Raw genomic sequence first — 13,480 nt, 5'->3', positions numbered from 1 at the left:
GGCGAACTAATGTCGTTCGCATGGTGGACGACGGGCAGGATGGCCAAGCAGGGTTGTGGAGCGAGCCTGCGAACCAGGATCTGGATCCCCAGCTCGACGAGGTCGCCGCGGTTCTCCGTAAAGCGGACCCGGATGGAAAGCGGTTCGCGGGCGCGATTCGCCGGAGCATCGACATGCTGCTTGATGGCCAGAACACTGGCCGCTACCGCTGGGACCAGCTGCACAAGACGGAGAAGACGCACGCCGGCACGCTGATTGAGATCAACATCCAGCGAGAGTTCGACTTTGCCGGCGGCGAGTCGATGGACTACGCGATTGGCGGCGTCGACGTCGACTGCAAATTCTCGCAGCGGAACGGTGCCTGGATGATTCCCCCGGAAGCCCGCGACCACCTGCTTCTGGTGGTGTGGGCCAGCGACCAGGAGTCCCGGTGGTGCGCAGGGCTGGTCCGGGCCAAGCCGGAACATCTGCGGATTGCGCAGAACCGGGACGGCAAGAGCACTCTCAACACGTACGGAAAGGGGCAGATTCGGTGGCTCTTCCGCGACGCCCCGTTGAAAGAGAACATGCTGCTGCGGCTCACCGAGGCGGAGATTAACGAGGTCTTTGGCTCGTCGTCCGGGCAGCAAAGGGTCAATGCGCTGTTTCGCCTGGCGGTAGGAAAGCGAGTGTCTCGTAACGTCGTCGCCACGGTAGCCATGCAGTATGACTACATGAAGCGCGTTCGGGGCAATGGCGGCGCGCGCAGCTTTCTGAAAAGTGCGGGAATTGTGATTCTTGGCGACTACGCCAAGCACGTGAGTATCGCGAGGAATTTGAACATAGCCGAGCCAGGCGAGGGGGAGTTCGTCAGCGCGCGGCTGCGGCCGAAGACCGCCGGCGACCTCGGTCCTTCTGTGGTGCTAGACGGTGAGGAGTGGGTGGTCGCTTCTCCGGCCGATCAGATCACGAAGCCCGCGCCTGATCTGCCGCGAGTCTGACACCGGCCGCAGATCAGGGTTCAGCTGATCTTGGTCCGGTTCTTCTGGAACGCCTCGTGGCGGATGTGATCGTCCTGGCCGACGAATGCCTTGAACCCGGCTAGCTTGTACTCGACGGTACTCTTGTGTTCCCTCTGCAGTACCTCGAAGTCTTGGCTGAGCATGCTGATCCGCTTCTCCAGCTCCGGGATTCCCAGCTGAAGCTCGGCTTCCTTAACCAGTTTGTCCGCGGTAATGAAGTCCTTGGCGTCGCGCAGGACCCGGTAGACCGGATCATGTTCCTGGTTAACCTGCCGGTCGCTAGCTTCCCCCTGCTTCTGCAGGGCGTTCATGATGGCTTTCCCCACAGCGAATGCCATGGGCGGCGGGAATGCATTGCCGATCTGCCGGTAGTTCGAGGTCTTCCGCCCGGTGAATTCCCAGTCTCCGAACCGGCCTGCCCAGCCTTGGATGCGGGCGACCATCTCGTTCGTCAGTTTGGGGCCAGGCTTGCCTTCGAATGTGTCGCCTGGTTTCGGCGCGTCGTTAGCTAGGCCCATCGCATCGACCCCGAGCTCGGCCCATGCGCGCTTCGCACGGGTCGGTCCAAGGTCTGCTCCGCCGTGTTTCTTGGAGCCGCCGACGATGGTGGGCGCGATCTTGCTGGCCTTCTTCTTCCAGCCTTCGAGCCCCTCCCAGCCATGTTTGCCCATCAGGTCTCCGATGGCGTCGGCAACGGTGATTTCGTGCTCCGACTCTTCTGGCCAGGAGAAGTAACCCGCGTACTCCTTCTGCAGCGCGACCAGCACGAAACGCGGACGGAGTTGCGGTACGCCGAAGCCGGATGCGTGAAGGAGCCGCCACTCGGCGACATAGTCGAAGCTGGCGAGCTGGTCCAGCACGTGCTGCCGGTAGCCCGCGAAGCGCGGCATGCTCAGTCCCCGGACGTTCTCGAGCATCACCGCGCGCGGCCGGATGACGTTGACCTGCTCTACCGCCCAAGCGAACAGGTCACGCTCATCGTTCGCGCCCAATTGCTTGCCGGCGATGGTGAACGGCGGGCAAGGGACCCCACCGGCCAGCAGCGCGAGCTCTGGGCGACCAGACTTCGGCCCGTGCTGGACTGGCTTCCAGACGGCGGGATCGGCAACGTCGCCCTGGGCGACAACGTCGGACGGCAGATTGGCTTTCAGGGTGGTGCACGCGTTTTCGTCGAGCTCGATCGCGAGCCGGTGAGTGAAACCGGCCTCGTGCAGACCTAGCGCCTGCCCGCCGGCGCCAGCACAGATCTCGATGACCTCGAAGGCCTCACTCACAGTAACCTCCCGAAGGCTCGCGCGAGATGCTTGGGCGCGAAGCGGTATCTTTCCTCATGGCTTGAAGCCTGCGAGAAGGGGTGCCGATGGCAGGCAGCGATGCTCGAGACAAAGCGCATGCCGAGGGGCTCTACCCCGCTCCTGCCAGCGAAGGCCGCTCGAGGAACATGCGCGCGAACCGTCGTACCGACACCAAGCCCGAAGTGACGCTCCGCAAGGAACTGCATCGGCTTGGTTACCGTTACCGGAAAGATCTTCCCCTGGTGCTCGACGGAGGTGTCCGGGTGCGGCCGGACATCGTCTTCACGGCGCGCAAGATCGCGGTCTTCGTGGACGGCTGTTTCTGGCATGTGTGTCCCGAACATGGCAGGCAGCCGACGAGCAACGAGTGGTACTGGACGCCGAAGTTGCGGCGCAACATGGACAGGGACGAGCTGGTGACCGGAGCGTTGCGCGAAGCCGGGTGGAACGTGGTCCGCATCTGGGAACACGTGCCGCTGCCGGAGGCAGTGGCCGCGGTCACTGATGCGATGAGCTAGCTGGAACACGTGTTCGACAGTAGTGCGAAGGACCGACAAAATCCCTGAGAAGTGCGCTCGGCGCGCCGTCTAGCTGCACAAAAGAGTGGCTGGGGCGGACTAGCCCGCGGCTTCGAGGCTCATTTCCCCACGAGCCAACGGCATCAGGTAGTTCTCCGACAGCCACCGCACCACCGGCACGCACACCGCGTCCCCGAAGCCGAACAAGGCTTGGTTGTTCCGTAGTCCATCCAGCGCGTACTTCCCCGCTCCCATCAGCCGGGCGTACTCGCGGGGCGTCATCCACCGGACCCGCACTGAGCCACGGCCAGCTTGCACGACGGCCTGTTTGGACGACCCGCCGCGGGCAGTGCGCAGGCAGCCGGAGATGTCGTCCGGCCGGACTTCCCACACTGGTTTTCCGTTCCGGGTGCGCCGGTAGGCCGTCCGGTAGACCAGTTTCTTCCCTGCCTGGAGCTGCGTCAGTCGTTCCAGCTGGAGCGGCGACAGCGATCCGATGAACGCGTCGGCACGGGGCGCGGTCCACCAACGTTCATCATCGGCGGAGAGGCGTTCGACGGCGGCGGACAGGCCGGTGACCAGCAGCGGTGGCGGTGTGGGCAAGGAGGCGCGATGTGTCCGCAGGGAAGGGTCGAGCGCGAGCCAAGGAGGGCGTAGCGGCGACGGGGCAGGCGAGTCCGAGGGCGGGTTTTGCGCGCCGACGATGAACAACCTAGGCCGGGACTGCGGGACGAACCGCCGGGCGTCCAGGGTCAAGACATCGGCGGAGTAGCCGAGGCGGTTGAGTTCGCTGATCGCCGCGCGGAGGTCGTCGCCGCCGTGGCTGGTCGCTAGGCCGACGACGTTTTCCAGCGCGACTACCGGCGGACGGTCTTGGCCCAGTTCGTCGAGGATGCGGGTGAATTCCCAGAACGTCGACGAGTGCGAGCCCGCCAGGCCGCGGCGCCAGCCGGCCAGCGAAAGGTCTGTGCAGGGGAAGGACGCCCACGCCAGGCTGAGGCCGGCGGGCAGATCGGTGCCGCGGAGGGCGGCGACATCGCCTAGTACGTACTCGTGCGCGCCCCGGTCGTTGAAGTGCGCCTCGTACATGGCCTGCTTCGCCGGCTCGATGTCGTTGGACCACGCGACGTCGAAGCCGGCCGGTTCGAGGCCTAGGCGCACGAGACCGATGCCGGCGAAAAACTCCGCGGCGGTGGGCTGACCCGGTAGAGGCATGGCGCCAACATTAATGGCGCCGGCGTTCCTTCACGGTCTCGATCACCCGCGACGCGGCGACCTCGGTCGCCTCGTGTTCCCAGATGCGCACCGGCAGCCAGCCCGCTTCGAGCAGCACCGCGTCGGTATTCGCGTCCCGGCGGCGGTTGGTTTCGATCTTGGTCCGCCAGTAATCGGCATTGTTCTTCGGCCACGTGCCGTGTTCCGGGCAGCCGTGCCAGAAGCAGCCGTCCACGAAAACCGCTACCCGGGAGGGGCCGAACACCAGGTCAGCCTCGCGGCGGACGCCTTTCACCGGACGGCGGTGCACTCGATAGCGGTACCCGGCGGCGTGCAGGATCTTGCGCAGCGCCATTTCGATCCCGGTGTTGCGGGACTTCTGTTTGCTCATGCGGGCGCTCACCGCGGAAGTCGTTTCCAGCCGCTCCACGGGAGTCATTGTGGCAAAGGCTCAGCCTTCGACGATCCGGCCTTCGATCACCGGGTGATTCTTCGCCGGCCGCGGTTCCTCCTCGACGACCTCGCTGTCCACCACCATCACCGGGCCGCGGCGCTGGTTGGCGTACCGGATGGCGCGCTTCTCCGCGCGGCGCAGCCACAACCGCCGGGCGATCGAACGGGTCGGGGGCAGCAGAAACAGCAGGCCCAGCACGTCGCTGACGAAGCCGGGGATCATGATCAGCACGCCGCCGAGCGCGACGAGCATGCCGTCGGTCAGCTCTTTCTCCGGGTTGCGGCCGGACTGCGCGGTCGCCATGAACGCGCGCATCGCCTTGCCGCCCTCGCGGCGGGCCAGCCACGAGCCCACGAACGCGCCCGCGATCAGCAGAGCGATCGTGCCGAGCACACCGACGACCGAGCCGACCGCCCAGATGGCGGCGACTTCAGCGATGACGTAGAGCAGGAACACGACAGCCATACCCAGTGAACGAACGAGTGCCGTGATTTGCTCCCGGGTGCGAAAAAGCCCAGGTCAGAGGGTATTCAGGAACGCGGCCACCTCGCGTGGCGAGCGCAGCAGCACCTGCCGCGCGGACGGGGCTTCGGCGGCGATCCGCCGCAGCATCAGCGGGCGGCGGGTCGGCCACTTCCAGATCCACTGGACCAGTTCGGCGTCGATCTTCGACACGCATCCGGGAGCCTGCGTTTCCTGGCCCCATTCGCGCAGTTGCCGGCGCACGACGCGGTACAGGCAGGTGTAGCGCGACGCGTCCAGCAGCACGACGGTGTCGGCGAACGGCAGGCGCAGGTCGAAGGTCCTGCTGTAGTTGCCGTCGATCACCCAGCTGTCCGTGCTCGCGGCCTCGGCGACGGCGGCGCGGAACTCCTCGCGCGGGGCCTCGACCCAGCCGGGACGCCAGTGGAGCCGGTCCAGGTGCGTGACCGGGATGTCGAGGGCTGCGCCGATATGCCTGGCCAGGGTGGATTTTCCGGCCCCGGAGCACCCGGTGACCATGATGCGTCGCCCCATGGCGGGCAGCCTAGAACTAGATCGGGAGGAAACTCGCGGCAATTAATCCGAGCACCAGGAGATCCGGGCCCCGGACGAGTTGCCGCACCAGGCCGGCGGGGATGAGGACGCCCTCGTACAGCACCATCCCCATCGAGCTGAAGTCCAGCGGGCCGCGGGTCACCGAACGTACCGCGGACAGCGCGGCGATCAGGACGGCCACGACCGCGCTGACTGAAGCCGGGATGCCAAGCAGCAGGACGACACCCGCCCAGATCACGGCGAGCAGACAGAGAAAAGCGCAGGTCACGGCATGCAGGCGCAGGTTCGACGCGTCTAGCCAGCGGCGCAGTCCGGGCACTCGATGCAGCTGCGCGACCGGCGCGGTGAACGGTAGCAGCGCCAGATAGCCGCCGACGCCGAGCAGCCACACTGACGTCACGGCGGGGAAGGTCGCGTGGGTCGCGACTACCGCGAGTGCCAGGAAGGCCGGCAGGCCGAGCGCGGACCGGCGTGCGAGAGTCCCCGTGACGACATACCGGGTGACGATGAAGCGCCCGGCCAGCGCGTTGCGCCACGGCACAGGGCGTCCGGCCGGGAGAAGCGCCCAGACGTCGAGGAAGGCAGCGGACGTCCGGCGCACCATGCGTTCGGCGTAGTGCCGGATCAAGGTGTCGCGAGAAGCCGTGTGCGGCACGGAAGAAGACCGGGCCAAAGCGACCGACGCGAGGCCGGCCGCGACCACGTATGTCCACAGTGGAACGATCAGCGGCAGCGCCAGGGTAAGCGGGAGAAGGGATTCGCCCGGGAACGAACGGCGGCGGCCCATCGTCAAGGCCAGCGCGGCGACGACTACGAAAAGCGCGATCGGGCCGACGAGTGAGCTGGGGAAACCGATCAGCATCCCGGAAACGGCGAAGAAATACGCGGCGACCGCGAACCGGGCGGCCCAGTCCAGTACGAGCCGTCGGGTGAGCACGACAGGGCGCTGACCGTCGAAATCGTCCCAGGTCAGCGTCGCCGGATGGGCCCACAGATAGCCGCGGCGCAAGGTCGCGCGCCACGCCAGCGCCAGGCCGGTGCACAGCACGAGCACGCTGCCGAGCGCGCCCACCGGGGCACCGCCGATCAGTTGGCTCCGCACCAGTTCGGTGTTGTAGAACGGCGACCCCAGCAGCCCGACCGCGATGACCAGCGCCAGGACCAGGTCCGGCCGTTTCACAGGTCCACCACGTAGTCCGCGACCTCGTCCGCGAGCGGCGGGTGATGGCTCGCCACGACGACCGCAGCGCCGCGTTGCGTGCTGGTGGTGACCAGGGTGGACAGCCAGGCTCGGCCGTCGGCGTCCAGGGCGCGTTCCGGTTCGTCCAGCAGCAGCACCTCGTGCGGACGCGCGACCGCGGCGTGCAGCAGGAGGCGACGGCGTTGTCCGGCGGACAGTTCCGCCGCGGGCACATCGGGAGCCGGGACCGGGCCTTCGGCCAGCTCGCCGCCGAAGGAATTGCGCAGCAGATCGAGATGCTGGCGCGGGGTGAGTTCGTCGAAGAGCGCCGAATCGTCGAAAAGCACGGAAACCCGGCGGCGGAAAGCGGCGGACCGCTCGTCCGGCGGCCCGCCGCAGACGGATACGGAACCGGACGTCGGCTCCTGATTCCCGTAGAGACAACGCAGCAACGTCGATTTGCCCGCTCCGTTGGCACCGCGGACGACCAGGCATTCGCCGGCGTCGACGGCCAGGTCGAGACCGCTGAACAGCGCTGTCTCGCCCGCGGTGACTCCCAGTTCTTGAGTGGTGATGAGCACGAAACCCCCTCGGCTGATCACCCCAAGATAGTCACTTCAAGTACGCCTCCGCTTGCAGCGTGAACAATTCCGCGTACCCGGCATCGGCCGCCATCAGCGCTTCGTGCGTGCCGTATTCCGCGACCTTCCCGTGGTCCAGCAGCAGAATTCGCTCGGCTTGGCGGACTGTCGAGAACCGGTGCGAGATGTACAGCGTCGTCCGCCCGCGCGACAACGTGTGCAGCCGGTCGAACAGGTCGTGCTCGGCTTGCGCGTCCAGCGCCGAGGTCGGCTCGTCCAGGATCAGGATCGGGGCCTCGCGCTGGAAAGCCCTGGCCAGCGCGATTTTCTGCCATTCCCCGCCGGAGAGCGACACGCCCTGGTCGAACCACCGGCCGAGCGGGCTGTCGTACCCCGTCGGCAGCCGGGCGATGCGCTCGTCGGCTCCGGCGCGGCGGGCGGAGTCCTCGATGTGCTCGCGATCGGTGAGCCGGTTCAGGTCGCCGAGGCCGATGTTCTCCGCCGCGGTTCCCTGGTAGGTCACGTAATCCTGGAACATCGCGCTGATCCTGGTACGCAATGCGACCGGGTCGTACTCGCGGATGTCCACGCCGTCCAACAGGATCCGGCCCGCCGTCGGGTCATAGAGCCGACACAACAGCTTGAACAGCGTCGACTTGCCCGCGCCGTTGCGGCCCACGACCGCGACGGTTTCGCCGGGACGGATCTCGAAACTCACCCCGTGCAATGCCGGTTCGTCCGCGCCTGGGTAACTGAAGCTCACCGACTCGAACTGGATGTGTCCTTCCACAGTGGACGGAAGTGGCCGGGGTTTCGCCGGTGCGGTGATCTCCGGTTTGGTGTCGAGGAATCTGTACAGCGTGTCCAGATAGAGATTGTTCTCGTACATCCCGGAAAACGCGGTGAACAACCCGGTCACCGAGGTTTGCACGGACGTCGCGGCGGCGGTGTACAGCGCCAGATCGCCCAGCGTGAGCCTGCCGCCGACCGCTTCCAACGCGATGTACAACGCGATCCCCGAGCCGACCAGGGTGCTCAGCAATCCCCACGACGTCGAGCTGACATTCCGCTTCACCGTCAGCTTCCGTTGCCGTTCGTAAGCCACCACGCCGAGCTTCCGGAACCGGTCCACGAAGTACGGGCCGAGGCCGAACAGCTTGGTCTCCTTGGCATACGTGTCCGTGGTGACCAAAGAGGACAGATAGTCCATCCGCCGTTTGATCGGCGACATCATGAACGTGAGCCAGAACGCCCGCGAACCGTACTTCGACTGCGAGATGAACGCCGGAATCGGGGCCAGCAAGGCGACCAGTGCGAGCAGCGGACTGATCGACACCAGCAACGCGATCATGCTGGCGAAAGTGATCATCGTCCGGATCAGGCCGAGTGCCGAGGTCATCATCGACAACGGACGCGTCGGCGCTTCCTGCGCGGCTTGGCGCAGCATGTCGTAGGAGGTCGAACCCTCGAAGTACGCCAGGTGCAGGTCGCTCGCGTGCTGCATGACCTGGTGCCGGATGGAGAGCGTCATCCGTTCCTGCAGCAGGGATTGCGCGATCGTGGTGATCGCGCTGCTGATCGCGGTCGCCGCCAGCACGCCGAACTGGAACAGCGTGATGCGCACGATGTCCGCGGTCGACCCGCGCTGCTGGATCGCCGCGACCACCGAGTCCAGCAGGATTTTCGCGATGTACGCGGTGACCGTCGGCAGCAGTCCGGAGGCCATCGTGACCACCACGAGCAGGATTGTCAGCGTCGGACTGGCCTGCCAGGTCAGCTTCGCGACCTTCGGCAGGCCGCGGACGGTGCCTGCCACCGAAGTGCGCATCCGGGACAGCCGCGCCCGCAGGCCTTTCGGTTGTTCCGGTTGTTCCGGTTCCGGGATGTCGACCGGTCCGGTGAGCCCGCTGTCCGGCACGGATTGCGCCATCCGGCGGCGACCGCGGCGGCCGAGGGCCAGCTCGATCCCGCCCCCACCGCCGGGGATCACGCCAGCACCGAACCGTGCAGGAAGACGTCGATGACCTCGTCAGTAGTCGGGGAACCGGGCATCTGACGGGATTGCGTGAACAGCAGCGCCAGGAACAGCGAAGCGGCCTTGTCGACCGGCAGTCGCAGCCGGGCGGAGTCCGGGACGAACAGTTCCCGCACCGCGCGCTGCATCGCTTCGAGCGACTCGCGGCGGCTGTCCCCGGTCACCGACTTGCGGTTGCGCGCCTCCTCCGCCGACGCGCGCGGCCGCCCTCTCATTGTCGCGGCCATCACCGCGCCCATTCGCTGGAGGTGCGCGTTCATCGCCTCGGCGGCCTCCGCCAGTCGCTTCTCCAACGGCAGCTCGGCCGGGATCTCCCCGATCATCTCCAGTGCCTCCGCCGGATCGAGCGCGGCTTCCACGCACGCGTCGAACAGTTCGTCCTTGTCCTGGAAAACCCGGAAAATGGTGCCCTCGCCGATCCCCGCGGCGCGGGCGATCTGCGCGGTCGTGACCCCGCGGCCGTGCTCGACGACCAGCGGAAGCACCGCGCGCACGATCATCCGCCGCCGGTCGTCCGGCGCCATGCCCGGTGCTCGCTTTCTCGTTTCCATGCGCTCCAAGTTACGGAGTGAGTGCTCACTCCGTCAACTGGGCACAGCGAGGGGCCGCGCCCGCGGGCACGGCCCCTCGGCTCAGTACGTGATCGCGACCGCCGGATCCGCCAGCAGCGCACCGACGTCGGCGAGGAACTCCGACCCCTGCTGCCCGTCGACCACCCGGTGGTCGAAGCTCAGCGACAGCTGCATCACCTTGCGCACCTTGATCTCGCCGTCGACCACCCACGGGGTGTCGCGGATCGCCCCGACCGCCAGGATCGCCGACTCGCCCGGGTTGATGATGGGCGTGCCGGTGTCGACGCCGAACACGCCGACGTTGGTGATCGTGAACGTGCCGCCCAGCATCGCCGCCGGCGTCGTCTTGCCCTCGCGCGCGACGTCGGTCAGTTCGGTGAGCGCGACCGCGAGTTCCTTGAGCGACAAGGAATCCGCGTCCCGGATCTTCGGCACCACCAGACCGCGTGGGGTGGCCGCCGCGATGCCGAGGTGCACGTAGTCCTGGTAGACGATCTCCTGCGCGGCCTCGTCCCACACCGCGTTGACATCCGGCGTGCGCTTCGCCGCGAGGCACACCGCCTTCGCCGCGAACGCCAGCGGAGTGAGCTTGACGCCGTTGAACTCACGCGACTTCTTGAGCTTCTCGCGCAGTTCCATCATCGGCGTGACGTCGATGGTGAGGAACTCCGTGACGTGCGGAGCGGTGTACGCGCTCTGCACCATCGCGGCCGCGGTCGCCTTGCGGACACCCTTGATCGGCACGCGCCGTTCGCGGGTGGCCGGGTCGTAGCCATTCTCCACAGTGGACACTGCGGGAGCGGCCGAACCGTTGGCCGCGCGGTGCACGTCGTCGCGGGTGATCACGCCGCCGTCCGCGCTGCCGGTGAGCGAGTGCAGGTCGACGCCGAGGTCCTTGGCCAGCTTGCGGACCGGCGGCTTGGCCAGCGGGACGTAACCGCCGCGCGGGGTTTCGGCCACCGGCGCAGCCGGAGCCGGAGCCGCGGCAGGAGCCGGGGTGGCTCCCTTACGCGCCCGCCGGGTCGTCCCGGCCGCCTTGGAGCCGTAGCCGACCAGCGGCTTCATCTCCTCCTCGGCCGGAGCGGCCGGAGCGGGCTCAGCCGCGGCGGGCGCGGCTTTCCCGTCCGGATCCACGTCCATGGTCAGGATCGTGGTCCCGACCTCGACCGTCTGCCCCGGCTCCACGTGCAGCTCGGTGACCACACCGGCCCACGGGATCGGCAGCTCGACCGCGGCCTTCGCGGTCTCGACCTCGACCACGATCTGGTTGACCGTGACCGTGTCGCCCGGCTTGACGCGCCAGGCGAGGATGTCGGCCTCGGTGAGCCCCTCCGCCGTGTCCGACAAGGGGAATTGTTTGTACTCGGGCATTTCTGCGGGAACCCCCTTACCAGGCGAGCGAACGGTCGACAGCGTGCAGGACCCGGTCGAGGTCGGGGAGGTAGTGCTCCTCAAGCTTCGCAGGCGGGTACGGCGTGTCGAATCCGGTCACGCGCAGGACGGGGGACTCAAGGGAGTAGAAGCATTCCTGCTGGACCCGGGCCGCGATCTCCGAGGTCAGCGACGATTCCGATGGTGCCTCGCTGACCGCGATGAGCCGTCCGGTCTTGCGGACCGATTCGAACACCGGTCCGAGGTCGAGCGGCGAGAGCGTGCGCAGGTCGATGACCTCCAGCGACTTGCCCTCGCCCTCGGCGGCAGTGGCGGCGTCGAGCGCCACCTTCACCGATGGGCCGTACGCGACCACCGTGGCGTCCGTGCCCGCGCGCACCACCTGCGAAGCGAACACCCGCGACGGCGCCGTCGCGGTGTCGACCTCCATCTTCAACGCACCCGAGTGGTACAGCTTCTTGGGCTCGAAGAAGAGGATCGGGTCGTCCGAACGGACCGCCTCCTGGATGCCCCAGTAGGCGTCCACCGCGTTCGAAATCGACACCACCTTGAGGCCGGCGATGTGCGAGAACAGTGATTCCGGCGATTCCGAGTGGTGCTCCACCGCGCCGATCCCGCCGCCGAAGGGCACCCGGATCACGACGGGCATCTTGACCTTGCCCTGCGTGCGGTAGTGCAGTTTCGCCAGCTGCGAGGAGATCTGGTCGAAGCCGGGGAAGATGAATCCCTCGAACTGGATCTCGCACACCGGCCGGAAACCGCGCACGGCCAAGCCGACCGCGGTGCCGATGATGCCCGATTCGGCCAGCGGCGTGTCCAGCACGCGCTGCTCGCCGAAGTCCTTCTGCAGTCCGTCGGTGATCCGGAAGACGCCGCCGAGCTTGCCGACGTCCTCCCCCATGATCAGGACCTTCGGGTCCTCCTCCATCGCGCGCCGGAGACCGAGGTTGAGCGCCTTGCCGATGGTGAGCTTCTGCAGATCAGTCATCAGTGCTCACCTGCCGCGGCGAACCCGTCGAGATAGGACAGATACTCCTCGCGCTGCGCTTCCAGCACCGGCGAAGGTTCCGCGTACACCTGGGAAAACACCCGGTCCGGCGGCGGCTCCGGCATGTTGAACGTGTAGTCGCGCAGCTCCGCGGCGAACTGGTCGGCCTCGGCCTGGACGCTGTCGAAGAACGCCTGGTCGGCGTATCCGTTGCGAGCCAGGAACGCGCGCACGCGCTCGATCGGGTCCTTGAGCTTCCACTCCTCCAGCTCGTCGGAGAGCCGGTATCGAGTGGGGTCGTCGGTCGTGGTGTGCGCGTCCATCCGGTAGGTGAACGCCTCGATCAGCACCGGGCCGTTGCCGTGCCGGCATTCCTCCAGCGCCCACCGGGTGACGGCGAGGCAGGCGAGGACGTCGTTGCCGTCCACGCGGATGCCGGGGAAGCCGTAGCCGCGGGCGCGCTGGTACAGCGGCAGCCGCGACTGGCGTTCGGTCGGCTCGGAAATCGCCCACTGGTTGTTCTGGCAGAAGAAGACCAGCGGCGCGTCGTACACCGCGGCCCACACGAAACCTTCGTGCACGTCGCCCTGCGAAGTCGCGCCGTCACCGAAGTAGCAGATGGTGGCTTCGCCACCCTCGTCGCCAACTTTGCCTTCGAACTTCTGGCCCATCGCGTAACCGGCCGCGTTGAGCACCTGGTTGCCGATGACGATGGTGTACGGGTGGAACCGGTGGGCCTGGTAGTCCCAGCCGCTGTGGTCCGTGCACCGGAAAATCCCGATCAGCTCGCGCATGTCGACGCCGCGCGTGTACGCGACGCCGTGCTCGCGGTAGCTCGGGAACGCCATGTCCCGCGGCTGTAGCGCGCGACCGGACCCGACCTGCGCGGCTTCCTGGCCGAGCAGCGGCACCCAGATGCCCAGCTGCCCCTGTCGCTGCATCGCGTTGGCCTCGCGGTCCGCGCGGCGCACCAGCACCATGTCGCGGTAGAGGTTCTTCAGCGTTTCGTCGTCGACGTCCTCGACGTAGCGGTCGAACCGCTCGGACGGGACCCGCTGGCCCTCGGGGGTGAGCAGCTGAGTCAGCTCAGCGCCACCTTCGCTTGTCGCTCGCAAACCGGCGATCACCTGTTCAGGGGAAGGCTGGGCCGCTACGGCGGCAGGCCCGTCTCCAGGTTCCGGGTGCGTCCACTGTTCGGACGGCATGAGCTG

The 13,480-nt window shown here is 67.2% G+C and carries 14 protein-coding genes; 2 read left to right on the top strand and 12 right to left on the bottom strand.

All coding sequences use genetic code 11. From position 1 onward, the window contains the following. The first annotated feature begins 20 nt into the window (after positions 1-20). Positions 21-980: a NaeI family type II restriction endonuclease gene (locus tag A4R44_RS07720; protein ID WP_067577666.1), complete on the top strand. Its 960-nt coding sequence runs from the start codon at positions 21-23 to the stop codon at positions 978-980. 20 nt (positions 981-1,000) lie between these two features. On the opposite strand, the gene A4R44_RS07715 is transcribed toward A4R44_RS07720, so the two are convergent. Next, entirely contained in the window at positions 1,001-2,275 is a 1,275-nt protein-coding gene (locus A4R44_RS07715) for a DNA cytosine methyltransferase (protein ID WP_067577664.1), read from the bottom strand. Positions 2,276-2,361: 86 nt separating this feature from the next. Between A4R44_RS07715 and A4R44_RS07710 the strand changes: the two genes are divergently transcribed. Further along, positions 2,362-2,814 (top strand): very short patch repair endonuclease, encoded by a 453-nt coding sequence (locus A4R44_RS07710; RefSeq protein WP_067577662.1) that lies wholly within the window; start codon positions 2,362-2,364, stop codon positions 2,812-2,814. 99 nt (positions 2,815-2,913) lie between these two features. Here the strand turns inward: A4R44_RS07710 and A4R44_RS07705 are convergent, their stop codons facing one another. The 11 genes from A4R44_RS07705 to pdhA all read right to left on the bottom strand — a co-directional run bounded on the left by A4R44_RS07705 (position 2,914) and on the right by pdhA (position 13,474). Continuing rightward, on the bottom strand, positions 2,914-4,029 hold the full coding sequence (locus A4R44_RS07705; protein ID WP_067577660.1) for a DNA cytosine methyltransferase: 1,116 nt from the start codon (positions 4,027-4,029) through the stop codon (positions 2,914-2,916). 10 nt (positions 4,030-4,039) lie between these two features. Next, positions 4,040-4,468 carry a very short patch repair endonuclease gene (locus A4R44_RS07700; protein WP_095213227.1) on the bottom strand — a complete coding sequence of 143 codons (429 nt, stop codon included), beginning with the start codon at positions 4,466-4,468 and terminating at the stop codon, positions 4,040-4,042. Between the two features lie 12 nt (positions 4,469-4,480). Further along, positions 4,481-4,948 (bottom strand): FxsA family protein, encoded by a 468-nt coding sequence (locus A4R44_RS07695; RefSeq protein WP_067577658.1) that lies wholly within the window; start codon positions 4,946-4,948, stop codon positions 4,481-4,483. Between the two features lie 54 nt (positions 4,949-5,002). Next, complete coding sequence (locus A4R44_RS07690) at positions 5,003-5,500, bottom strand: DNA topology modulation protein FlaR (RefSeq protein WP_067577656.1); 498 nt, start codon at positions 5,498-5,500, stop codon at positions 5,003-5,005. Positions 5,501-5,516: 16 nt separating this feature from the next. Next, on the bottom strand, positions 5,517-6,701 hold the full coding sequence (locus A4R44_RS07685) for a hypothetical protein (RefSeq protein ID WP_067577654.1): 1,185 nt from the start codon (positions 6,699-6,701) through the stop codon (positions 5,517-5,519). Beyond that, positions 6,698-7,303, bottom strand: a complete 606-nt coding sequence (locus tag A4R44_RS07680; RefSeq protein ID WP_095213226.1) for an ATP-binding cassette domain-containing protein — start codon at positions 7,301-7,303, stop codon at positions 6,698-6,700. Before A4R44_RS07680 ends, A4R44_RS07685 begins: the two co-directional genes overlap by 4 nt. A 10-nt stretch (positions 7,304-7,313) precedes the next feature. Continuing rightward, positions 7,314-9,248: an ABC transporter ATP-binding protein gene (locus A4R44_RS07675; protein ID WP_095213250.1), complete on the bottom strand. Its 1,935-nt coding sequence runs from the start codon at positions 9,246-9,248 to the stop codon at positions 7,314-7,316. A gap of 20 nt (positions 9,249-9,268) precedes the next feature. Further along, positions 9,269-9,841, bottom strand: a complete 573-nt coding sequence (locus A4R44_RS07670) for a TetR/AcrR family transcriptional regulator (protein ID WP_067577652.1) — start codon at positions 9,839-9,841, stop codon at positions 9,269-9,271. 108 nt (positions 9,842-9,949) lie between these two features. Continuing rightward, a complete protein-coding gene (locus A4R44_RS07665) occupies positions 9,950-11,260 on the bottom strand; it encodes a dihydrolipoamide acetyltransferase family protein (RefSeq protein ID WP_067577650.1) in 1,311 nt (436 codons plus the stop codon). Between the two features lie 16 nt (positions 11,261-11,276). After that, positions 11,277-12,269 carry an alpha-ketoacid dehydrogenase subunit beta gene (locus tag A4R44_RS07660; RefSeq protein WP_067577648.1) on the bottom strand — a complete coding sequence of 331 codons (993 nt, stop codon included), beginning with the start codon at positions 12,267-12,269 and terminating at the stop codon, positions 11,277-11,279. Then, the gene (gene pdhA / locus A4R44_RS07655) at positions 12,269-13,474 is read right to left on the bottom strand and encodes a pyruvate dehydrogenase (acetyl-transferring) E1 component subunit alpha (RefSeq protein WP_067577646.1); all 1,206 of its coding nucleotides are present in this window, start codon (positions 13,472-13,474) and stop codon (positions 12,269-12,271) included. Before pdhA ends, A4R44_RS07660 begins: the two co-directional genes overlap by 1 nt. Between the last annotated feature and the right edge of the window lie 6 nt (positions 13,475-13,480).

The sequence above is a fragment of the Amycolatopsis sp. M39 genome, from assembly GCF_001651785.1.
In the GTDB taxonomy this organism is placed as follows: Bacteria; Actinomycetota; Actinomycetes; order Mycobacteriales; family Pseudonocardiaceae; genus Amycolatopsis; species Amycolatopsis rubida.
Note: the sequence above shows the minus strand (reverse complement) of the source record. Positions and strands in the feature narration are given on the sequence as shown.

Excerpts from the sequence above, each read along its gene's own strand:
- A4R44_RS07665 (WP_067577650.1), bottom strand. The coding sequence starts at position 11,260 with ATGCCCGAGTACAAACAATTCCCCTTGTCGGACACGGCGGAGGGGCTC.
- A4R44_RS07670 (WP_067577652.1), bottom strand. The coding sequence starts at position 9,841 with ATGGCGCCGGACGACCGGCGGCGGATGATCGTGCGCGCGGTGCTTCCG.
- A4R44_RS07690 (WP_067577656.1), bottom strand. The coding sequence starts at position 5,500 with ATGGGGCGACGCATCATGGTCACCGGGTGCTCCGGGGCCGGAAAATCC.
- A4R44_RS07700 (WP_095213227.1), bottom strand. The coding sequence starts at position 4,468 with ATGACTCCCGTGGAGCGGCTGGAAACGACTTCCGCGGTGAGCGCCCGC.
- A4R44_RS07720 (WP_067577666.1), top strand. The coding sequence starts at position 21 with ATGGTGGACGACGGGCAGGATGGCCAAGCAGGGTTGTGGAGCGAGCCT.
- A4R44_RS07660 (WP_067577648.1), bottom strand. The coding sequence starts at position 12,269 with ATGACTGATCTGCAGAAGCTCACCATCGGCAAGGCGCTCAACCTCGGT.
- A4R44_RS07705 (WP_067577660.1), bottom strand. The coding sequence starts at position 4,029 with ATGCCTCTACCGGGTCAGCCCACCGCCGCGGAGTTTTTCGCCGGCATC.
- pdhA (WP_067577646.1), bottom strand. The coding sequence starts at position 13,474 with ATGCCGTCCGAACAGTGGACGCACCCGGAACCTGGAGACGGGCCTGCC.
- A4R44_RS07695 (WP_067577658.1), bottom strand. The coding sequence starts at position 4,948 with ATGGCTGTCGTGTTCCTGCTCTACGTCATCGCTGAAGTCGCCGCCATC.
- A4R44_RS07710 (WP_067577662.1), top strand. The coding sequence starts at position 2,362 with ATGGCAGGCAGCGATGCTCGAGACAAAGCGCATGCCGAGGGGCTCTAC.